General features: G+C 58.7%; 20 protein-coding genes, 1 tRNA gene and 1 pseudogene. 8 read left to right on the plus strand and 14 right to left on the minus strand.

Translation table 11 applies throughout. From position 1 onward, the window contains the following. Nucleotides 1–33: 33 nt before the first annotated feature. Nucleotides 34–1,056 carry a ketol-acid reductoisomerase gene (gene ilvC / locus ACR0LW_RS00250; protein ID WP_170451439.1) on the minus strand — a complete coding sequence of 341 codons (1,023 nt, stop codon included), beginning with the start codon at nt 1,054–1,056 and terminating at the stop codon, nt 34–36. A 131-nt stretch (nt 1,057–1,187) separates the two neighbouring features. On the opposite strand from ilvC, the gene ACR0LW_RS00255 reads away from it, so the two are divergent. Together ACR0LW_RS00255 and ACR0LW_RS00260 are read left to right on the plus strand one after the other, a co-directional pair. Continuing rightward, entirely contained in the window at nt 1,188–1,643 is a 456-nt protein-coding gene (locus tag ACR0LW_RS00255; protein WP_170451437.1) for an Lrp/AsnC family transcriptional regulator, read from the plus strand. Continuing rightward, on the plus strand, nt 1,640–2,098 hold the full coding sequence (locus tag ACR0LW_RS00260) for an Lrp/AsnC family transcriptional regulator (RefSeq protein WP_480881080.1): 459 nt from the start codon (nt 1,640–1,642) through the stop codon (nt 2,096–2,098). The genes ACR0LW_RS00255 and ACR0LW_RS00260 overlap by 4 nt, the downstream gene beginning before the upstream one ends. 6 nt (nt 2,099–2,104) lie before the next feature. Here the strand turns inward: ACR0LW_RS00260 and ACR0LW_RS00265 are convergent. After that, nucleotides 2,105–2,895 (minus strand): annotated as a pseudogene (locus ACR0LW_RS00265) (GntR family transcriptional regulator). A gap of 142 nt (nt 2,896–3,037) precedes the next feature. Here ACR0LW_RS00265 and ACR0LW_RS00270 point away from each other — a divergent pair. Next, on the plus strand, nt 3,038–4,165 hold the full coding sequence (locus tag ACR0LW_RS00270; RefSeq protein WP_480881083.1) for an aminotransferase class V-fold PLP-dependent enzyme: 1,128 nt from the start codon (nt 3,038–3,040) through the stop codon (nt 4,163–4,165). Nucleotides 4,166–4,196: 31 nt separating this feature from the next. Here ACR0LW_RS00270 and ACR0LW_RS00275 read toward each other — a convergent pair whose 3' ends face one another. From ACR0LW_RS00275 to ACR0LW_RS00285, 3 genes are all read right to left on the minus strand, one after another. Beyond that, a complete protein-coding gene (locus ACR0LW_RS00275) occupies nt 4,197–5,393 on the minus strand; it encodes a UbiH/UbiF family hydroxylase (RefSeq protein WP_480881086.1) in 1,197 nt (398 codons plus the stop codon). Between the two features lie 74 nt (nt 5,394–5,467). Then, nucleotides 5,468–5,716, minus strand: a complete 249-nt coding sequence (locus ACR0LW_RS00280; RefSeq protein WP_480881089.1) for a hypothetical protein — start codon at nt 5,714–5,716, stop codon at nt 5,468–5,470. 86 nt (nt 5,717–5,802) lie between these two features. Continuing rightward, a complete protein-coding gene (locus ACR0LW_RS00285) occupies nt 5,803–6,447 on the minus strand; it encodes a pyrimidine 5'-nucleotidase (protein WP_170451426.1) in 645 nt (214 codons plus the stop codon). A 100-nt stretch (nt 6,448–6,547) separates the two neighbouring features. Between ACR0LW_RS00285 and ACR0LW_RS00290 the strand changes: the two genes are divergently transcribed. Further along, the gene (locus ACR0LW_RS00290; RefSeq protein WP_170451424.1) at nt 6,548–7,195 is read left to right on the plus strand and encodes a GntR family transcriptional regulator; all 648 of its coding nucleotides are present in this window, start codon (nt 6,548–6,550) and stop codon (nt 7,193–7,195) included. 3 nt (nt 7,196–7,198) lie between these two features. Here ACR0LW_RS00290 and ACR0LW_RS00295 read toward each other — a convergent pair whose 3' ends face one another. Both ACR0LW_RS00295 and carA read right to left on the minus strand, forming a co-directional pair. Then, nucleotides 7,199–9,079, minus strand: a complete 1,881-nt coding sequence (locus ACR0LW_RS00295; protein WP_480881093.1) for a glycosyltransferase — start codon at nt 9,077–9,079, stop codon at nt 7,199–7,201. Between the two features lie 81 nt (nt 9,080–9,160). After that, complete coding sequence (carA, locus tag ACR0LW_RS00300) at nt 9,161–10,327, minus strand: glutamine-hydrolyzing carbamoyl-phosphate synthase small subunit (protein WP_170517926.1); 1,167 nt, start codon at nt 10,325–10,327, stop codon at nt 9,161–9,163. Nucleotides 10,328–10,510: 183 nt separating this feature from the next. Here carA and ACR0LW_RS00305 point away from each other — a divergent pair, with 183 nt between their 5' ends. Then, nucleotides 10,511–10,996: a GatB/YqeY domain-containing protein gene (locus ACR0LW_RS00305; protein WP_170517930.1), complete on the plus strand. Its 486-nt coding sequence runs from the start codon at nt 10,511–10,513 to the stop codon at nt 10,994–10,996. Nucleotides 10,997–11,019: 23 nt separating this feature from the next. On the opposite strand, the gene ACR0LW_RS00310 is transcribed toward ACR0LW_RS00305, so the two are convergent. From ACR0LW_RS00310 to ctaD, 3 genes are all read right to left on the minus strand, one after another. Continuing rightward, nucleotides 11,020–11,511, minus strand: coding sequence for a DUF2244 domain-containing protein (locus tag ACR0LW_RS00310; protein WP_170517933.1), 492 nt, complete (start codon nt 11,509–11,511; stop codon nt 11,020–11,022). 44 nt (nt 11,512–11,555) lie between these two features. Then, entirely contained in the window at nt 11,556–12,155 is a 600-nt protein-coding gene (locus ACR0LW_RS00315) for a DsbA family protein (RefSeq protein WP_480881098.1), read from the minus strand. A 143-nt stretch (nt 12,156–12,298) separates the two neighbouring features. Next, nucleotides 12,299–13,957 (minus strand): cytochrome c oxidase subunit I, encoded by a 1,659-nt coding sequence (ctaD, locus tag ACR0LW_RS00320; protein ID WP_170451412.1) that lies wholly within the window; start codon nt 13,955–13,957, stop codon nt 12,299–12,301. Nucleotides 13,958–14,251: 294 nt separating this feature from the next. Here ctaD and ACR0LW_RS00325 point away from each other — a divergent pair, with 294 nt between their 5' ends. Next, nucleotides 14,252–14,668: an HIT family protein gene (locus ACR0LW_RS00325; protein WP_480581609.1), complete on the plus strand. Its 417-nt coding sequence runs from the start codon at nt 14,252–14,254 to the stop codon at nt 14,666–14,668. Between the two features lie 459 nt (nt 14,669–15,127). Here the strand turns inward: ACR0LW_RS00325 and lipB are convergent, their stop codons facing one another. Both lipB and ACR0LW_RS00335 read right to left on the minus strand, forming a co-directional pair. Beyond that, complete coding sequence (lipB, locus tag ACR0LW_RS00330) at nt 15,128–15,784, minus strand: lipoyl(octanoyl) transferase LipB (protein WP_480881103.1); 657 nt, start codon at nt 15,782–15,784, stop codon at nt 15,128–15,130. 39 nt (nt 15,785–15,823) lie between these two features. After that, on the minus strand, nt 15,824–16,483 hold the full coding sequence (locus ACR0LW_RS00335; RefSeq protein ID WP_480881106.1) for a DsbA family oxidoreductase: 660 nt from the start codon (nt 16,481–16,483) through the stop codon (nt 15,824–15,826). Nucleotides 16,484–16,624: 141 nt separating this feature from the next. Here ACR0LW_RS00335 and ACR0LW_RS00340 point away from each other — a divergent pair. Continuing rightward, nucleotides 16,625–16,711 (plus strand) — tRNA-Leu (locus ACR0LW_RS00340). A 126-nt stretch (nt 16,712–16,837) separates the two neighbouring features. On the opposite strand, the gene ACR0LW_RS00345 is transcribed toward ACR0LW_RS00340, so the two are convergent. Both ACR0LW_RS00345 and ACR0LW_RS00350 read right to left on the minus strand, forming a co-directional pair. Further along, complete coding sequence (locus ACR0LW_RS00345; protein ID WP_170517945.1) at nt 16,838–17,620, minus strand: FkbM family methyltransferase; 783 nt, start codon at nt 17,618–17,620, stop codon at nt 16,838–16,840. Next, entirely contained in the window at nt 17,607–18,713 is a 1,107-nt protein-coding gene (locus ACR0LW_RS00350; RefSeq protein WP_480881109.1) for a glycosyltransferase family 4 protein, read from the minus strand. Before ACR0LW_RS00350 ends, ACR0LW_RS00345 begins: the two co-directional genes overlap by 14 nt. A 400-nt stretch (nt 18,714–19,113) precedes the next feature. Here ACR0LW_RS00350 and ACR0LW_RS00355 point away from each other — a divergent pair, with 400 nt between their 5' ends. Then, a complete protein-coding gene (locus ACR0LW_RS00355; protein WP_480881744.1) occupies nt 19,114–20,976 on the plus strand; it encodes a glycosyltransferase family 2 protein in 1,863 nt (620 codons plus the stop codon). Nucleotides 20,977–20,981 lie beyond the last annotated feature (5 nt).

Here is a 20,981-nt window from a genome sequence, read left to right on the forward strand (position 1 = left end):
TAAAGGCCGCCCCAGTGCTGACAGAGGTCAGGTTTAGTTCTTTTCCTGATCGACCAGTTTGCCAGCCGAAATCCACGGCATCATGCCGCGCAGCTTGGCGCCGGTTTCTTCGATCAGATGCTCGTCATTGGCGCGACGCGAGGCTTTCAGGGTCGGCTGGCCGACCTGATTTTCCAGCATGAAGTCGCGGACAAACTTGCCCTGCTGGATGTCGTTCAAAACCTCTTTCATCGCTTTCTTGGTCTGCTCGTAGGGCAGGATGCGCGGGCCGGTGACGTACTGGCCGTACTCGGCAGTGTTCGAGATCGAGTAATCCATATTGGCGATGCCGCCTTCGTAGATCAGGTCGACGATCAGCTTTACCTCGTGCAGACACTCGAAATAGGCCATCTCGGGCGCATAGCCTGCTTCGACCAGGGTTTCAAAGCCGCAGCGGATCAGCTCAACCAGACCGCCGCACAGAACGGCCTGCTCACCGAACAGGTCGGTTTCGCACTCTTCGCGGAAGTTGGTTTCGATGATGCCCGAGCGACCGCCGCCGATGGCCGAGCAGTAGGACAGGCCGATTTCCAGCGCTTTGCCGGTTGCGTCGGTGTCAACGGCCACCAGACAGGGCACGCCGCCGCCTTTGACGTATTCGCCACGCACGGTGTGGCCGGGGCCTTTGGGGGCCATCATGATGACGTCGACGCCTTCTTTCGGCTCGATCAGGCCAAAGTGGACGTTCAGGCCGTGGGCGAACGCGATGGCGGAGCCGGGCTTGATGTTGTCATGCACGTATTTCTTGTAGGTCTCGGCCTGCAGTTCGTCGGGCATGGTGAACATGATGACGTCACACCAGGCCGCCGCTTCGGCGATGCCCATGACCTGCAAACCTTCGGCTTCGGCTTTCTTGGCCGAGGCAGAGCCTTCGCGGAGAGCGACGACAAGGTTCTTGGCGCCCGAGTCGCGCAGGTTCAGCGCGTGGGCGTGACCTTGCGAACCATAGCCCAGGATGGCCACTTTTTTGTCTTTGATCAGGTTGATGTCGCAATCGCGATCGTAATAGACGCGCATTTTGCCGGTCCTTTCTGTTTCGATTGCTGCGCTTTTACCCGGGTGTTTTGCGATTGGCGAGCGTATTGAAGTTGAGTATTTATAAAAAAGATGAAGAACTACTCTTCATTTAGCCGGATGATGAGAAATCTATGCTTGATGACATCGACAGACGTATTCTGCGTCATTTTCAGGCTGATCCCAGCCTGTCCAACGCCGAACTGGCCGAGCGGTGCCGGATCACGCAAGGTGTTTGCTGGCGTCGTATCGAAAAGATGCAGGCCGCCGGGATCATCGAGGGGCAGGAGGCGGTGATAGACTGGGTTGCACTGGGTTATGCGGTCGAGGTGTCGCTGCGGGTCACATTGGACAAGACGCAGGCGCGCGCGTTTGACGAATTCACGGCTGCGGCGCGCGAGGTGCCCGAAGTGATCGAGATACAGACCTTTCTGGGCCGCGTGGATGTGCGGCTGTCGGTTCTGGCGAAGGACATGGCGCATTACCAGCAACTCTATCGCGACCGCATTCTGACCTTGCCGCATATCGCCGATATCGAAGCGCTGATGCATATCGCACGGGTCAAACGGGATGAGGTGCTGCCGGTATGATCGAGCTGGACGAAACAGACCGAAAAACCCTGCGAGCCTTAAGGCAGGATGCAACGCAAAGCGCCGGGGCGCTGGGGCGCCGGCTGGGACTGTCGCAACCCGCCACATGGCGGCGGATCCGCAGGCTGGAAGAGGCGGGGGTCATCAAAGGCCGTCGTCTGCGCCTGAATGCCGAGGCATTGGGCTTTGGCGTCACCGTCTTTCTGGGCGTGAAGCTGGCGCGCAAAGGACAGGTCAGTCTGGAAGACTTCGAACGCGCCGTCAGTGCCATTCCCGAAGTGCAGACCGTCGAGCACGTGCTGGGGCTGTATGACTACCGTCTGCGCGTAGTGGCGCGTGACTTGTCCGATTTCGAACGGGTCCTGCGCCGACGGATCATGACGTTGCCCGGCGCAGGGGATGTCGAGGCCAATGTCTTGCTGAGCGAAGAACGCCTGCCCGGTCCGATAGGCTGATTGCGTCTAGTATTTCGTGCGAACGCAATAGCCGGGATGGTGGGTCATGCGGGCGAAGGTGATCGGGTTTTCATCCTTCCACGTCGTCCGCTCCATCTGGATCATCGAGGTTCCGGCGGTGGTGCCCATGAACTCGGCCAGACGACTGTCGGCGGAAATCGCGCAAAAGGCGACCTCGGCCTCGGTGAACGGGGCAGCGTTCAGCAGCCATTCGTGGGGGCCATGTGCGCTCAGATCGGCCTCTTCCACCTCGGGGACGGCTGCGATGTTGATCCACCGTTCCTCAAGCTGAAAGGGCGGTTGTCGGCGTAGTGCATGCAGATCACGTGCAGCACGCGGGCCTCGGGCGAAACGCTGAGTTGCGAGGCCAGCCAACCGGGGCTGGGCACAACATTACGCTCGACCAGCGCATAGCGGTATGCGGCGTTCTGGTTTTCGATCATCTGCCGGGCCAGCGACAGCTCCAGCCTGGCGTGTTTGCTGGGCTCTTTCTTGACCCGCGTTCCACTTTTGCGCTTGCGCTCGACAAAGCCCTGATCGGCCAGTTCCCGCAGCGCGCGGTTCACGGTGGCCCGCGCGCAGTTGAATTCTTCGGCCAGCTGCGTTTCCGTCGGCAAAAGCGAGCCTTGTGGCCACACACGGCTTTCGATCCGTCGTTTCACTTCGTCACGAACGACCTGGAAGCTGATCCGCTTTTGGTGAGTCACGGGTTGAAATTTCCCTTCAAGCATAAAGTGTATGCATCTGTTCAGAAGCAAGTAGAAGTGTAAAGGGGAGGTGACTCTAATTGGCGTCATTTTTGATGTTTTCGAACCAGTTGGTCAAAATATTTCGGTTTTGTTTTTCGTGACGTAGGGTCACTTTCGTGGCAGTGTTCGCCGGAATCAGACAGGGCAATTGGGCCTGGCTTTGGGGAACGACTTCTGGAAAGGAAACTGAATGCCTGCATTGCTGGAAACCGTGGACCGGGATGGTCTTGAAGAGTTCTCGGTTGTCTTTACCGACCGCTCTTTGAACCATATGTCGGCCAAGTTTCAACAGGTTATGCGCGATGTCTCGAGCATGCTGCGCGAGGTCTATAATGCCGACGGTGTTGCCATCATTCCCGGCGGCGGAACTTACGGGATGGAGGCCGTGGCCCGTCAGTTCGCGCGTGGTGCCAACGTTCTGGTGGTGCGTAACGGATGGTTTTCCTATCGCTGGAGCCAGATCATCGAAAGCGGCGCGCTGACCGGATCGGTTACCGTTCTGAAAGCGCGGGAAACCGGCAATACCAGCCCGTCCCCCTTTGCGCCCGCTCCGATTGAAGATGTGGTTGCTGCCATTCACGAGCAACGCCCCAATGTGGTCTTCGCACCCCATGTCGAGACAGCGGCGGGCGTGATCCTGCCCGACGATTATGTGACCGCCATGGCAGCTGCCGCGCATGAGGTTGGTGCGTTGATGGTTCTGGATTGCATCGCATCAGGCTGCGCCTGGGTTGATATGAAGGCGACCGGCGTGGACGCGCTGATCTCGGCCCCGCAAAAGGGGTGGAGCGCGTCGCCCTGCGCGGGCCTTGTCATGCTGTCCGAACGGGCCGAAGTGCGCTTGCAAGAAACCGAGTCCGACAGTTTTGCGGTCGATCTGAAGAAATGGCGTCAGATCATGCAGGCCTATGAGAACGGCGGCCATGCCTATCACGCAACCATGCCGACCGATGCCCTTACGGCGTTTCGCGACACGATGCTTGAGACGCAGGAATACGGGTTCGAGAAGTTGCGCGACGCGCAATGGGCTTTGGGCAATGGCGTACGCGCGATGCTGAAGGACAAGGGCGTTGTCTCGGTGGCTGCGGATGGTTTTGGCGCGCCGGGCGTTGTGGTCAGCTATACAGCTGATCCCGAGGTTCAGAATGGCAAGAAATTCGCCGCTTTGGGGATGCAGATCGCCGCTGGCGTGCCGTTGCAATGTGACGAACCTGCCGGGTTCAGCACGTTCCGCCTTGGGCTGTTCGGCCTCGACAAACTGTATGATGTGGACGGCACAATCGCGCGTCTGAAACGCGTGCTGGATCAGGTTCTGTGACCGGGTGGCGGGCTGAAGCCCGCCTTACCGCTTAACGCACGCCGAGGCCCATCTGCATCAGCGTCTTGCGCACTGGCCCCATGGAGTAGAGCGCGTTCAGCCCCAAGGCGCGGGCATCGCGCAGCGGCCGCGCCTCAAGCATCGAGGTGCGGTTCAACAGGTCGATGCCTTTCACCCGCAGCTCGATCTCGGCATGGCGGGCCTTGTGGTAGGCATCCAGCATCTGCGCATCGCCCAACCCATCAGGCCGGGCTTGTGCCAGGTCCAGAAGAGATCGCAGATCGCCCAAGGACATGTTCAGACCCTGCGCGCCAATGGGCGGCACCACATGCGCGGCCTCGGCCATCAGGGCGATGCGTTCGCCCGACAGGCGCGCGGCCGATTGGCTGATGATCGGCCAGATCGTCCGGCGTGAGGCCAGTTTCAGCGGCCCGAACAACCCGCAGGACCGCTCCGTCATCGCGGCCTCGAAGGCCTCGGTGTCGAGGTTCAGCAACTCCACCGCGCGCGGTCCGCGTTCCATCCACACGATGGCGGATGAAGGCTGGCCCTGCCAATCCGGCAGCGGCACCAGCGTGAACGGTCCGCCAGACCGGTGGATTTCGGCTGAAACGTTTTCATGGGCAATTGGGTGCGTTACCGCAAAAGCCAGTGCTTTCTGACCATAGCGCGTAGTATGGACGGAAATCCCGGCAGCCTCGCGCATTGTGGAGTTTCGCCCATCGGCGGCGATGACCAGTTTGCACCGGATGCGGCTGCCGTCGCTCAGCCCAACCCGCGCCTCGGCGGTGCGGGTGAACAGGCTGACGGTGCCAGTGCCGGGGCGGAAATCGACATTGGGCAGTTCGGCCAGCCGCGCCACCATTTCGCGACGCAGCAGCCAGTTGGGCAGGTTCCAGCCAAAGGGCTGTTCCGAAATGTCCGAGGCGTTGAAATCGCGCACAACGCGGGGTTCGGGGACGTCTCCGCCCGCATCAACGATGCGCATCACTTGCAGCGGGGCCGCGTGGGCATCAAGACGGGCCCATAATCCGCACTGTTCCAGCAACCCGCGTGAAGGTTGCAGAAAGGCGGTGGTCCGCAGGTCCGACCCATCGACGTCGCGTTCGGTGATCGGCGGGGCCGGATCAACGCAGATCACGTTGAACCCGGCTGTCCCAAAGGCGGCGGCGGCGGTCAGGCCAGCGATTCCGCCGCCGGAAATCAGGATGTCACAGCTGTCAGTCATGGCACTTGTCTCCGTTCCCGGCAGACCCTAGTGCGGTTCCCGCGCCTGCGCCAAGTGACATCCTGTCCCGTGTCCTATCCGCGTGAAATCAGGATCAGGATCAGAAACATCACCGGCACCATCATCACGGCGGGGATGTAGAGACCGGGCAGGCCGAACAGCAGCGCCGAACAGCCCCACATGCTGAAGATCGCGGCGGCCGTATAGCCTAAATCCTCGGGCTCGCCATCGGCCACGTCGCGGGCCATCCAGCCAAACAAGGGGATCGCATAAAGCAGGCGTTGCCAAATCGGCAGGCGCTGCGGCGTCAGGGTCGCGCTCATTGGGGTCTCCGTTCTGTTCGTCGCAGACGGGCATATATGGATGATTGTGCAGCTGCAGAATATGCAGATCGTCGCAGTGTGACAGCCTACCGCAGGCGGGCCAGGAATGCCGTCAGGTCATCCGTATGGTGGTGGATGTGATCGGCCTCATGCGGGTCCGGCGCGACGTGAACCGTGCGCATTCCCATCTCGTGCGGCGCGGCCAGATTGCGGGGATCGTCCTCGAACATGGCGGCCTTTTCGGTCTGAATACCATCTTGCGAAAAGATCGCCTGAAAGGCTGCTTTTTCCGGCTTGGGGCGATAACCTGCATGTTCGACACCATAGATGGCGTCAAACAGACCGGTCAGCCCGCGCGCCTCAAGCACCCGTTCCGCATAGGGGGCGCTGCCGTTGGTGTAGACGATGCGCCGACCGGGCAGGGCGCGGATATGGGCGGCAAGCTCGGCATCGGGGTCCATATGGCTCATGTCGACCTGATGGACCGCGTGCAGATAGGGGTCGGGGTCTAGATCATGTTCGGCCATCAGCCCGGCCAGAGTTGTACCGTATTCGCGCCAATAGTGGCTGCGCAGGCGGTCGGCCTCGGCCCGGTCCACGCCGATGGCCTGCACGACGTAATCGGTCATCAGCACCTCGATCTGGTCGAACAGGCGCATGTGCGGCGGATAAAGGGTGTTGTCCAGATCGAACACCCATTGGGTGACGTGGCTAAAGGCAGGTTTGACCATGATGTCGGTGTAGGGCGCGAAAGCCGGGTTTTCAATGCTACACTTGATTGCGGCCCCCGGAGGCGGATAGACATGGCCGAACGAGGAGAGACAACACCCCATGCCCCAATCCCGACAGTCCAACAAAGATGCCTACAGCCTGATTCTCGAAGCCATCGATGTGGGCGTCTACAAACCCGGTGACCGTCTGGTCGAAAGCGAACTGGCCGAGCGGTTCGGTGTCTCGCGCACCCCCATCCGCGAGGCGTTGCAGCGGCTGGAGACGCAGTCGCTGCTGGAGCGGGACGGGCGGTCGCTGATTGTGGCGTCTTTGGACCACAACCAGATGGCCGAACTGTATGTCGTGCGGCGCGAGCTTGAGGGGTTGGCCGCACGTCTGGCCGCCAAACACGCGACCGAGGAAGAGATCCGCGTGCTGCAGGAAATGGTGGCAGAGGATGATGCACTGGTCGATGATCCCTCGGCCTTGTCACGGGCTAACCGGCGGTTTCATGAGCAGATCCATCTGGCCTCGCACAACCGTTATCTGGTTCAGCAATTGGATCTGGTGCATCGCACCATGGCCCTGATGGCGACCACGTCGCTGGCGGCGCAGGGGCGCAGTGAAATTGCGCAGAGCGAGCATAAGGGGATCGTCGAAGCCATCGCTGCACGTGACGAAGAAGCAGCCGGGCGGGCGCTGAAGGACCATATCTCGATCGCATTCATGACCCGTCTCAAGCAGGACGCGGTGCGGCGCGAATCTTAACCTTCAGGCTTGCGGCAGGTCCTCTTCGGCCTGCCCATGCTGGGTTTTGTCCCAGAAGAACGGGCAGATCGCGAGCTCCCACAGGGCCTTGTAGGCGGCGAGGACGCCCAGCGGGAAGTAGAAGCACATCGTGGGCACAAACGGTAAAAGATGCCGACGTTCCCGGGCGGACACGGCCAGCATTGCGACGGCCATATTGATCAGCTCAGCCGCCAGAAACAACCAAAGCAGCGTGGTCATCACCGGTGCCGTCAGCAGGGTTTGCATCGGGTTGGGAAGTTGCAGCGCGGACAGCCAGAACATCCACAGGATCGGGGCCAGCAGGAACTGACCCAGCGTGCCCAGAAAGAACGCCTGCACGCCCGCGAACCTGAGCGCTCCCAATTCGCGATACAGGCCTACCGGGTTCCGCATATGCACCAGATAGGTGACCATGAACCCTTTCAGCCAACGCGAGCGTTGTTTGACCCAGGGCCAGGGGCGAAAGTTGGCCTCTTCATAGGTGGTGGTCTCGACCATCTCGGTCCTGTATCCCGCGCGGCTGAGGCGTACGCCTAGATCGGCATCCTCGGTGACGTTATGCGCGTCCCATCCGCCCAGTTCGATGAGCTTGTCACGGCGGAAGAAAAAGGTGGTTCCGCCCAATGGCACCACCAGCCCAAGGCGCGCGATGCCCTGCAGGATCACCCGAAACCAAGAGTTGTATTCGATGGTGAAGCAGCGCGAACGCCAGTTGGTGCGCGGGTTGTAGTAATCCAGCATACCTTGCAGACAGACCACATCCGGCGTGGCCTGAGTGAAATGCTGCACCACCCGCTCAATCTGATCTGGTTCGGGCGCATCCTCGGCATCCCAGACCCCCAGAATATCGCCCCGGCAGAAATCCAGCGCATAGTTCATCGCACGCGGCTTGGTTGTCAGCCCGTTCAGTGCGGGCACCTCGACGGTACGAACCCAGCTTGGCAGGTCGGCTTTCTCGACGGTTTCGCGGGTGACGTCATCGCGTTCCTCCAGCACCAAAATCACGTCCAGAAGGGCTTTGGGATAGGTCAGCCGTTGCAGCCGTTTGATCAGCGCGCCTGCGATCTCACGCTCTTTATACAAGGGCACCATGATCGACACGCAAGGCTGTCGCAGCGAAACGGGCGTGCAGCCGGGATCGGTTTTGGGTGGTTTGATTTTTCCCAGCACAAAGGCCAGCGCACCTGATATCCGCAAGGTCATGAACAGGATCAGGGTTGCGACGGCTGCGATAAGCAGGGCTGCAAGCCCAAGCTGGGGAAGGGCCGCAAAAAACGCCATTAGCCCCAGAACAAGAACCGCAGGGCCAATGCGCGACCGGGGTGTCCAGGTGCGGCAGCTTTGCGCCTTATCCACACGGGTCTCGGCGGCCTCGGCCAGAACCTGCGAGAATTGACGGGCAATCGCGCGATCAATCTGATCCGGTGCGGCCAGAACCGGTAGGACGGCGTAGGGGCAGTCCTGCATCTCGGCAGTGACGGTTGGAAACCTGTCCGGGCGTGCAGTGGCAACCAACAGCAGCGGGCCCACGCGCATCCATGGTATGACGTTATGGGCAAGCCAGAATTCAACCGGCTTGAAATCGCACAGGCCGGGTGCGGGCGGGATCTTGTCCAGATCGGCGATTTGCCATCCACTTTGCGCGGACAGGGCGGTCAGGACATCCGCGCGGCTAACCCAGCCTTCGCCAACCAGAATTTCGCCCAGCGGGGCCTTTTGCTGGGATTGCAGATGCAGCGCCTTGTCCAACTGCTCCCACGAAATCGCGCCTTGTTCGATCAGGCAGGTGCCCAACGGTTTGCGTTGCCCTTGAGGGGGGATCGGGGCGGCAGTGGTAAAATCCTGAAGATTCAATTCAACCATTAAAAAACCCTGACGCAGTGATCTGCCGTCAGGGTTGATCAATCTAGGTTAACAGCAGGTTAACCCCGGGCTTTGCGCCAGTTACGCCTGCGCTTTTCTGTCCGCCATGGCGGCTGCGAAGCGTTCGAACAGGTAGAAGCTGTCCTGTGGGCCGGGCGAGGCCTCGGGGTGGTATTGCACCGAATAGACCGGTCGATCCGTCATGCGGATACCGCAGTTCGAGCCGTCAAACAGCGAGCGATGGGTCTCGACCACACCGTCGGGCAGGGTCTCGGCATCGACAGCGAAACCGTGGTTCATCGAGGTGATCTCGACCTTGCCAGTTTCCAGATCTTTCACAGGGTGGTTTGCACCGTGGTGGCCGTGGTTCATCTTGATGGTCTGACCACCCAGCGCCAGCGCCAGCATCTGGTGGCCGAGGCAGATGCCAAAGACGGGCAGTTCGGTGCTGTTCAGGATCTCCTTGATCATCGGCACGGCATATTCGCCGGTTGCCGCCGGGTCGCCGGGACCATTGGACAGGAACACGCCGTCAGGCTCGTGCGCCAGAACTTCGGCAGCGGTCGCGGTGGCGGGCAGAACGGTCACGTCACAACCAGCCGAGGCGAGGCAGCGCAGGATGTTGCGTTTCGCACCATAATCCAGCGCCACGACCTTGTGTTGGGGTGCCTTCTGCGGCGCATACCCCTCGGGCCAGGCCCACCGCATCTCATCCCAGCGGTAGCTTTGGGCACAGGTGACGTCCTTGGCCAGATCCATGCCTTCCAGCCCGGCAAAGCCACGCGCAGCGGCAACCAGCGCGGCGATATCGAAATTACCCTCGGGGTCATGCGCCAGCGCCACATGCGGCGCGCCCTGTTGGCGGATGGCGCGGGTCAGGCGGCGGGTATCGATGCCGCCAATCGCGATACGGCCGCGCCGTTCCAGCCATGTTTTCAACTCTTCGGCCGAGCGCCAGTTCGACGGCTCGGTCGGGTCCCACTTGACCACCATGCCCGCGGCCACCGGATCACCGGTTTCGTCATCTTCGGGGTTCACGCCCACATTGCCGATATGGGGGAAGGTGAAGGTGACGATCTGCCCGGCATAAGAGGGGTCCGTCATGATTTCCTGATACCCGGTCATGGCGGTGTTAAAGCACAGCTCGGCCACTGTCTGGCCGGTTGCGCCGAAGCCTGTGCCGTAAAACAGCGTTCCGTCGGCCAATGCCAGACATGCGGTGGGCTTGGACGGGGCGTTCTGGGCCATGGCGCAACTCTCCTACAGGGTAAATCGGCGCATACCTAAGGGGGTTAACCGCTTTGGTCAAGTGTGTTCAAATTTTCGGCTATTGTTGTTTTTCAATGGGTTAGCTGTGTCCGTGCCCTGTTGTGTCACGCTTTTTGTTTAGATATGTTCGGGGTTCCGTTGTCATGGGGATGGACAAACCAAATGGACATGCGATCACGGGTGAACACCGCCCTGAAGCAAGCAATGAAAGACAAAGCGGCCGAGCGTCTGTCGACCTTGCGCCTGATCAACGCTGCGATCAAAGACCGGGATATTGCGTCCCGCGCTTCCGAGAACGAAGAGGCGAAAGGTTGCGGCGATGCTGAGGTTCTTGAAATCCTTGGTAAAATGACCAAGCAGCGCAAGGAAAGCGCGCGCGCCTACGAAGAGGGCGGACGCCTGGACTTGGCCGAGCGTGAAATGCGCGAAGTTGCTATCATCGAGGAATTCCTGCCCAAACAGCTGGACGACGATGAGGTGACGAAGGCGATTCAGACCGCGATCACAGCCACCGGCGCGGGTTCGATCCGTGATATGGGCAAGGTGATGGGCGAGTTGAAGACCCGCTATACCGGCCAGATGGATTTCGGCAAGGTGGGCCCGATGGTCAAAGACCATCTGTGCGCCGCATCGAACGGCGGCTGCTGAACTCATAATCAGAATTGAAACGCCTACTGCGCGGCGGGTCCGCGCAGTCGCTGCACCAGATCGTCATAGAGGGTGATGCGCTCATCTTCGGACAGGAACGCGCCAATCTCGACTTCGCGCCCGTCTCCGATCAGGGTGACGTAATGCGGCACAGGTCCGCCCTTTTCGTGCATCTCGGGCCGCGCCCAGTAACGATTGCAGGACCATTCCTGCGCTTGCCTGCCCGGTGTTTGGTGGATCAACCGGGCCTGGTTTCCGTCCAGCGTCAGGACCTCCCAAACACTGCGGGCGCGGTAGTTCGTTTGAATGGCCAGCCACAGGCCCAATACGGTCAGCAGCAAGAACGGCAGCAAACCCCACAGGACGACCGACCCCAGCATCGCCAGTATCGGGATTAGGCCGAATAGGAACACGGACAGGATCACGATCATCGCCCCGCGCGGCGGCAATGAGTTATGCGGCCACAGGCGCAGTTCCTGTTCGGTGTCCGAGGTTTGATTCCATTGATACGGCATGGCCGAAACCTAGCGCAGTCTGCGGTCGTGTCTAAGGTTTATTGTCACACAACATGCCCGACACGGGCCCAGGACAAGGCGTCATCCAACCTGTCGTCGCCCCAGAAAACCTCATCACTTACGACAAAGCTTGGGGCTCCAAAAACGCCCAGCCTTGTGGCCTGCTCGGTTTGCGCGTCCAGCGCGGCGATGCAGTCCGGGCTGCGGGCGCGGGACAGGATCAGGCGCGGGTCCTGCTGACAGCGCAGCAAGGCCTCGGACAATGCGGTTTCGCTGCCGCCCTCGACGCCTTCTTCAAACCAGATCCGATACAAGTTTTGCGTAAACTCCTTGCCCCAATCCTCTTGCACACCCAGCAAGGCCACCTGATTGGCCAACCCAAGGTTCGAGATCGGGTAAGGGGCTGGCAGGTTGGCGTGGATGCGGTACTTGGCCGCCCGGCGTTCAATGTCGCGCCACATATAGGCGGATTTGACCGGCTTGCCTGCAAAGGGAATGTTCTGTTGCGCCGACATGATCGTGCGCACGTTGAACGGACGCCAATTCACGGTCGCATTGGTTTCCGCGCACCAGTCGTCCAGCCTCATGACGGTGAGAAAGCTGTAGGTGCTGCCAATCGAGTACCAAAAGTCGATTTCGGGCATCTGAACCCCCAGGGTTGCCGGATCAGTTGCCCGAACCATTCTAGCGTATTTTTCGTGATCTGGCGATCTGTGCACCGCATTGGCGTAGGGCAAAGAAAAAACCCCGCCTGTTCGGGCGGGGTTTTCTTAGGTCTCTGACCGGATCAGTGCGCGTGGCCTTTGTCCCAGTCTTCCTGCTTTGGCAGCTGCTCGAACGTGTGTTCAGGCGGCGGTGTGGGCAGGGTCCATTCCAGCGTATCCGCGTACTCGTTCCACGGGTTCGGACGTGTTTCTTTCGCGCCGCGCAGCAGGGCGTAGATCACGATGCCGAAGAACAGCAGGAACGAAGCGAACGAAATGAACGCGCCGATAGACGATACAAAGTTCCACTGTGCGAAGGCTTCCGGATAGTCGATGTAGCGACGCGGCATGCCCTGACGGCCCAGGAAGTGCTGGGGGAAGAAGGTCAGGTTGGCGCCGATGAAGAACATCCAGAAATGAACCTTGCCCCAGAACTCGGAATACTGACGACCGGTCATCTTCGAGAAGTAGAAATACATGCCCGCGAAGATCGCAAAGACGGCACCCAAGCTCATCACATAGTGGAAGTGCGCCACGACGTAGTAGGTGTCGTGATAGGCGCGGTCGATACCAGCCTGCGACAGAACCACACCGGTCACACCGCCGACGGTGAACAGGAACAGGAAGCCGAAGGCGAAGAGCATCGGCGTCTTGAACTCGATGGAACCGCCCCACATCGTTGCGATCCACGAGAAGACCTTAACGCCGGTCGGAACCGCGATGACCATCGTGGCCAGCATGAAATAAGCCTGCTGACGCAGGGACATGCCAACGGTGTACATATGGTGCGCCCAAACGACGAAGCCCAGAACACCGATCGCGATGATTGCCCAGACCATCGGCAGGTAGCCGAAGATCGGCTTGCGCGAGAAGGTGGCGATCACGTGGCTGATGATGCCGAAGCCCGGCAGGATCACGATGTACACTTCGGGGTGGCCAAAGAACCACAGGATGTGCTGATACAGGATCGGGTCACCGCCACCGGCCGGATCAAAGAAGGTGAAGCCAAAGTTGCGATCCATCAGCAGCATGGTGATCGCGCCCGCCAGAACCGGCAGGGACAACAGAATCAGCCATGAGGTGATGAAGATCGACCAGCTGAACAGCGGCACCTTGAAAAGGGTCATGCCCGGGGCACGCATGTTCAGGAAGGTGGTGATCATGTTGATCGCGCCGAGGATCGAGGAGGCGCCCGATACGTGCACGGCAAAGATCGCAAGGTCCATGGACATGCCGCCCTCGGTCGTCGACAGCGGCGGGTACAGAACCCAGCCCACACCCGAACCGAGTTGGTCATTGCCACCAGGGCTCAGCAGCGAGGCGACACCCAGCGAGGTGCCAGCGACGTACAGCCAGAAGGACAGGTTGTTCATCCGCGGGAACGCCATATCCGGCGCACCGATCTGCAACGGCATGAAATAGTTGCCAAATCCGCCGAACAGCGCCGGGATGACCACGAAGAACATCATCAGAACACCGTGATAGGTGATCATCACGTTCCACAAGTGACCGTTGGGGGTGCAGGGGTCGGCCATGAAGCCTTCCATGCACATGTACTGAACACCGGGGTGCATCAGCTCAAGCCGCATGTAGATCGTCATCGCGACCGAGATAAACCCGGCCAGCGCCGAGAAGATCAGGTAGAGAATCCCGATGTCCTTGTGGTTGGTCGACATGAACCAACGCACGAAGAAACTGCGCTGGTCTTCATGATCGTGACCATGAATGGCTGCGTCTGCCATTATAGGTGCCTCCTGTTGCAAATGCACCGCGCAGTCGGACCTCTCCGGCGCGCGGGTTTCCTGCTGGTTTTAGAATGCGAAGTCAGCACCTTCAATGGCCGAGTTTGATCTGGATCAAGAATAATTGTCGCGGGCAGGGGGCTGCGTCGCGATTTTGGGCCTGAAGCAGCCCCATATCTGGGTATGTCTTCGAATTGTTCAAGAGACCGGTACCATGCACGTGGCGGTTCCACCTTGACCACCTGCCGCCGGACCCGCAGAACGGTGGGAAACGCTCCAAACCAGAGGCCCGCCATGTCAGCTTACGACCCGGATAACATCTTCGCCAAGATTCTGCGCGGGGAAATCCCCTCGACCCGTGTGTATGAGGATGACGACACGCTGGCCTTCATGGATATCATGCCGCGTTCGGACGGGCATTTTCTGGTCATCCCGAAAACGCCCTGCCGCAATGTTCTGGACGCCACACCGGAACAGTTAAGCGCCGTGATGGCGACTGTTCAGAAACTGGCCGTCGCCGCGAAGACGGCCTTTGCTGCCGATGGCATCACGATCCAACAGTTCAACGAGGCCGCAGGCGGGCAAGAGGTGTTCCATCTGCATTTCCACGTTTTGCCCCGTCACGAGGGCGTGTCGGTGCGCCCGCCCGGTAAAATGGGGGATTTCGATCTGATTGCCGAACATGCAGAGAAGATCAAAGCGGCTTTGTAATCCGAGGGCCTCAAAAACCTAGCGGGCGGTTCCCGGACCAAACGAACTGCCCTGATCCCGCGCCACTCTGCGTGGCAATGGCAAAGCCCAGAAGTTAAGCGGAGTCATTTTCGCGTTGCGATGCAGCAATTCAGATGGCTGGGAAGAGCGGGACCGGAGAATTGCCGTTCCGATTTGGGGTCGGAACGGCAGACTCGTAACCAAACACTTATCGGATTTCTCGGGGGCAAGCCCCGGAGCACCGGTTAACATACCACTCACTCTAGACTGGTCGTTATATGTTACTCTTTAACGAGTCCCATGTATCCAGAAGAACTGAATTTTAGTTAAAGAAAACGATAATTCCGCCTAATTCTGCTGAAATTGCCCCTGTCTTGGGAAACAGAACAGCAGTTGCGAGGGCATTGTTGTTTCCCTTTACGTCACTTTTCGATTCGCCGACCGGGTGCTTTTAGGGCGCTAGACCTCTGCGTTCTCGAACACTTCGGCAAATGTCTTCTGCAGTGCGGCATCCATGTCACCCATCGTCACCGGCAGACCAAGATCGACCAGCGAGGTCACGCCATATTCGGTGATGCCACAGGGAACGATCCCCGAGAAATGCTCAAGATCCGGTTCCACATTAACCGAGATGCCATGAAAGCTGACCCATTTGCGCAGGCGCAGGCCGATTGCCGCAATCTTGTCCTCGGCGGGTTTGCCGGTCATGGTCAGCGGCTTGTCATCGCGCCTGACCCAGACACCAACGCGCCCGTCGCGAATCTCGCCCTGAACGTTGAATTCCGCCAGCGCGGAAATCACCCAGGTCTCCAGCTGTTTCACGAACCGCCGCACATCGCGGCCGCGCGTGTTGAGGTCCAGCATCACGTAAGCCACGCGCTGTCCGGGTCCATGATAAGTGTATTCCCCGCCACGTTTGCTTTCGTAGACAGGGAACCGGTCCGGATCCGTCAGATCCTCGATCGTGGCAGAGGTCCCGGCCGTATACAGCGGCGGGTGCTCCAACAGCCAGACACATTCATCCGCCTCGCCCGCGGCGATGGCGGCCACGCGCGCCTCCATAAAGGCAACGGCGTCCTCGTACCGGGTTAAACCATCGGTGATTTTCCATTCCATGCTGGCCTCATATCGCGCATGCGGGGCAGGGGGAAGGGCCTATGCCGCCTCGGCCAGATAGCGCTGCAGAACCTGCGCGTAGGTGTCTGTGCCCTGCGCGCCGGTCAACAGGTACTTGCCGCCAAACACCATCGACGGCACGCCCGAGATACCACGGCTGGTCCAGAATTGCTGTTTCTCGCGCACAGGCGCACCATGCGCGCCCGATTTCAGCGCCACGCGCGCGGCCTTAGGGTCCAGGCCGACGGTCCCAACCGCATCCATCAGGACGTCAATGTCCGAGACATCCCGTTGCTGCGTGAAACAGGCATCGAACAGCGCCAGCTTCAGCGGATGTTGGCGCCCCTGACCCTCGGCCCAATCCAGCAACTGATGCGCAGAAAACGTGTTAACAATCCGGCTTTCATCATTGAAATTGAACGAAAACCCAAGTTCCGCACCCAAGGAGGTCAACCTGTCGCGGGCTTGCTGGCTTTGCTCGGGCGTGGACCCGTATTTCTCAGCAATATGTTCGCGCAGATTCTGGCCCTCGGGCGGCATATTGGGGTTCAGTTCAAACGGATGCCACCTGAGACGCGCCAGAATGCCCAGCTGCTGCAAGGCCAGATCGAGCTGTCGAAAGCCAATGATACACCAGGGGCACACAACATCCGAAACAATATCAACCTGAACAATCGGGCGCGGGTCAGAGCTGGTCATATCAGTTTCCTGTCAGATCGAATTCTTTGGCTTCCTTGCGATAGATAAGCTTGGCCTGGGCGAATTTAAACCAAGACATTTTTGCCTCTTCACATCGCCAGCATCAGCGGCTATACGCCCCTCTACCAAGTCACTGGCAGTGCGGTCGTGGCGGAATTGGTAGACGCGCAGCGTTGAGGTCGCTGTGGGGTAACACCCGTGGAAGTTCGAGTCTTCTCGACCGCACCAAATTTTCAAGATAACATGCAGTTTAGGGCGTTAATCCGAAGCATTGGGCTTTCGGTGTGGTGCCGGGCTGCGTTGGTTCCCTCAGCTCGTCAACTGGTTTCCCGAAGCTGCTTTGTGAACCAACGGCTACTCTAAATCGAACCACTTTGAGTCCCACCGAACGAACAGCAAGTCACAATCGGGCGCGTCCCTGTCGACGGGGCGCAGGGCCTCTATCAATTCAAAACTGTGTTTGCCCATCTCTGCCACAAAATCGCTGAACCGGTACCCGTCCTTGAAACGCCGTTTTACCGAGACCTCTGCAATGACGAAATCGGTCCGCTTCAAGGTTTCTTCGGCCCCTCGGATAACGGCGAGTTCATTGCCCTCCGTGTCGATCTTCAGACCAAACCGGCCAGGAATGTCGGAGGTGTAGGAATCAAGGCGCCGTTTATCCACGATGCGCTTTTCCATCTTCACGATGCGATTTTCATACTCTTCGGAGAAACCCGCGACACTCGCCAAAGATCGCCGTTTGCGATCCGTGGTGGGGATGATCAGTTCGGCCTGGCCTTCATCTGCGTCCAACGCCACGATGTTGAGGTCATAATCGATACGCTCGCGCCATGGTGCAACCCGTTGGGCTGTTTCTTCAATCGGATCGAACAGGATGAACTTCTTGTCGGGGAAAGCCTCGTACAGGAAAGGGGTTCCGGCGTCCACGCCGACATCAAGGATTGTGTCCACATCAAAGCCGAAACTGCCAAGGTTCTTCGCAGTCACACCGCCGCTGATCACGGTCAGGCCTGCGCTGTTGAGCCTGCGCATGACTGGTCGGGGGCCGATGAAGTCACCACTTTCAAACTCGACAACTTTCAGGCCGACGGATCGCAGCAATTTACGAAACGAAAAAGCATCAATCTTTGGCATTCAGCAGCCCCATGGGTTTGGAAGTGGCCTGAGAAGCGGAAGCCTTATCTTCGTTCAGCGCGTCCCGTAACGCCCGGCTTTGCAATTCCGGCCGAATTGATACCGCATGATCCATACAGACCGCACGGATTTTCAGCAGGTCTTCGGGATCAAAATCGATCAGTTTACGCATTTGGAACATCATGCCGCGCGGATTTCCGTCTGCGTATAGGAACTCGTGTACGGCGTCCGGAAGGTGGTCTCTAAGCGGTCTGACGTTCGGCCCGACAATGGGTAGGCCATAGGTCAGCGCCAGATTCACCGAACCCGACGTCAGAATTCGGCTGAATGGCGCGACGCAGGCATGGCTACCTGCAATAACATCGCGCAGGTCTTGGTCTGGCAGATACCTGTCGTGAAACCTGACATTGGGCATTTCCCGGATCGGTTGCTGTCCCTTGCGCTCGCCCGCGATAACGGCCCCTGCAATGTCCAGCTCCCACGCTTGATCCCGGATATAGAGCGATTTCAGCGCTTGCCACATAAACTGCCCGCCGCGATTTTCCTGCACTTTTCCGATATGAACAAACCTGCGGTGCTGGGATGGTGCGAGAGCGCCACGCCGCGCCAAAGTGTCTTCGGCCGGCTCGTAGACCCCCAGATAGCTTGGATGCGCGACCAGTAGGATTTTTTCCCAGGGTATTCCGTAAGTTTCGGTCATCAGCTCAACTGCATAAGGCGTATGCAAGTGAATTTTGTCTGCTTGCCGAACCAGCAGGGCGCGCCCTTCGTGGATGGTGTCCATGTCCCTCGCAGAATTGTGCGGGTGGAAGTTGTGAACGGTCCAAACGATCTTTACGCCTTTTTCTCTCAACGCCGCCAAACCTGCTTCGATCTTTGCAAAACGATCTTGAGCCGGGATGTCATTCCTGCTGCCGAACTCAACTGTCTCCCAATGTATCCAGTATATGTCACCCTTTTGCATAGGGGGCAGTTCACCAGCATAAAACGCCCTGAGCCGCAAAACCCGGACATCGTAGCCTGAGAAACTGCTGTAAATCATGCTCTGATACGGATTGTTCCCCAGCGGCGCGTTGGAAAAAATCGTCGGCATTAACTCAATCCCTATTCAGGCCCTTAAAGCGCAACGCAAAGTCGTCGTCGCATTTACCTGTATCAACAATCCGCCTGCCGACCTCAACCAGTAAGGTCTGTGTGGTCGCATATCGGTTGCGCAAGGCAATGGACTGATCAGTTGCTGTGTACGATCACGTTGTTCGTGGTGCATGACGCGCCGGTCAAGTGGCAAGGCGCTTATTTGGAAAAGGGACAATTGTCGGGGCATCGTGTCCGTGCGATCACGTCTGCTCGCTTGCAAAGCCCCGTGCGGAACCGTAACAAAGCTGGCGTTCAAGTTTGTCTGCAAGCGCCCGGCAAGGCCTGATATTGCAGGAACTCCAACGGTTCGGAATGAAGGTCACTGGTGATAGTTGATGAGACTTGTCGTATCCACGATGAAAGACGAAGGGCCGTTCATCCTGGAGTGGATAGCCTACTATATTTCAATCGGGTTCACGCATTTCATTGTCAACTCGAATGACTGTTCGGACGGTACGGACGCCATCCTGAAACGGTGTGAAGAGCTTGGGTTTCTGGCGCACATAGACAATCCGGGCCCGTGGGAGTTCGGGCCGCAGGCGTCGGCCTATTCAAATGCAATGCAGCATCCCTGGTACAAGGAAGCCGAGTGGATCATGGTGTGCGATGTGGATGAGTTTTTTGACATCCGCGTCGGCGACGGAACGTTGGATGACCTGTTTCAGGCGCAGCCGCATGCCGACGGGTTCGCGGCGCTTTGGCAGCTGTTTGGTCACAATGGGATCGTGGATTTTGAAGATCGCTTCATAACCGAACAGTTCACCAAAGCAGGCGAGCTGGGTGCGGTGCTGCCACAAAATCTGCGCGCGTTCAAATCTCTGATCCGAAACAACGGATCGTATTATGCGCTCAATACGCACCGTCCTCGTGGACCTGTTCGTGGCAAGGCAGAGCGCTTTGCCTGGATTGACGGGGACGGGGATCCTTTGCCGCCCGCGATGCGGCGCAGGGGCTGGGCCTTTTCCACCACCGGTGCAGGGTTCGGGGGCAACTTGTTCCGCATGAACCACTATGCGGTGCGGTCCATTGAAAGCTACCTGATGAAGCGCGTGCGCGGCGATGTGAATACCACGGCCTTTCATCCGAAGATGGAGGCGACCGGGCAGGCGTATTGGCATTTGCACTGCTATAACGAGGTTGAAGAAACCTCGATCCTGTCAAAGGTTGCGCGTCTTCGTGAAACCTTTGATCGGTTGCGGTCGGACACTGTTCTGGATGAATTGCACCAGCAAGCGGTGGCATTCCACAAGGATCGGATCTCGGTCATTCGGGAAGCCGAAGCTGCAAGCAGTTTCATAAAGAAATACAGGAACTTCAAAGGCGGGCAGAATGTGAAAGCGCTGGATCTGGGGGTTATTGAAGAGGCCAATATTTCCTTTGATCCTGCGATGTACAAAGATCCAAACGTTACATTTGCTCAGGTCGCCAAGTGGAACCGCATTGGGCAAATGGCGAAAGCGCAGAACTCGAAACCAAAGAATTATCCGTGGTTTGTGCGATTGGATGCTCTGGAGACGCCGCTTGACCACGAAGAGGCCGCTGCACAGCACGCGATAATCACCGAGCCCACGCAGGTTTCCTTGCCTTTTGACCCCAAAGAGTCCTGTCACCTGCCTGCTGTGGCGCCCGAGATCGCAAGAACGGCAGAGCAGCGGCGAGATTTCTTGCAGTCAATTAGTGGGAAGAAAACTTGGGTTCTCATTGGGCAGGTTGAAACTGAAATCGTTGAAGAGATTCTTGCCTTACAGTCGGTTGCAAGGCTGACGATCCTGGCACCTTGGGGGTTGTCGTGGGATGGCTACGCTTGTGATGACACAACGCAGAACCCGGACCTTCAGGCAATGGACCGCGCGTTCTACGCATTTTTGGAGTTTTTTCGTGAACCAATTCTAGCAGGGCGATTGCGTATCTACCGTGCGATGCCACAACTGATGCTTAAATTCTTCAAAAATGAATCTGTTGGTGTTGCGATCATTAGGGGTGTGCGCTCTGAACGTATCACGAACCAATTGTTACGCCGGATTGACCGCGTCCTCGCCCCCGGTGGAAGCATCGCTTTCACGACCTATCGGCGCCGTGGGGGTGGGTCCTATGCCGGGATGAACGCGGCCATCAACAGCTTTTTGGGGCAGAATGCGACCCGTTACAGGGTGACCAGTCTGCAACCACCGTGGCTTGGGATCGACAAGTTACCGCCACTTAACGCAGAAGAGACTTAGCTTCT

The sequence above is a fragment of the Ruegeria sp. N4 genome (genome assembly GCF_056531425.1).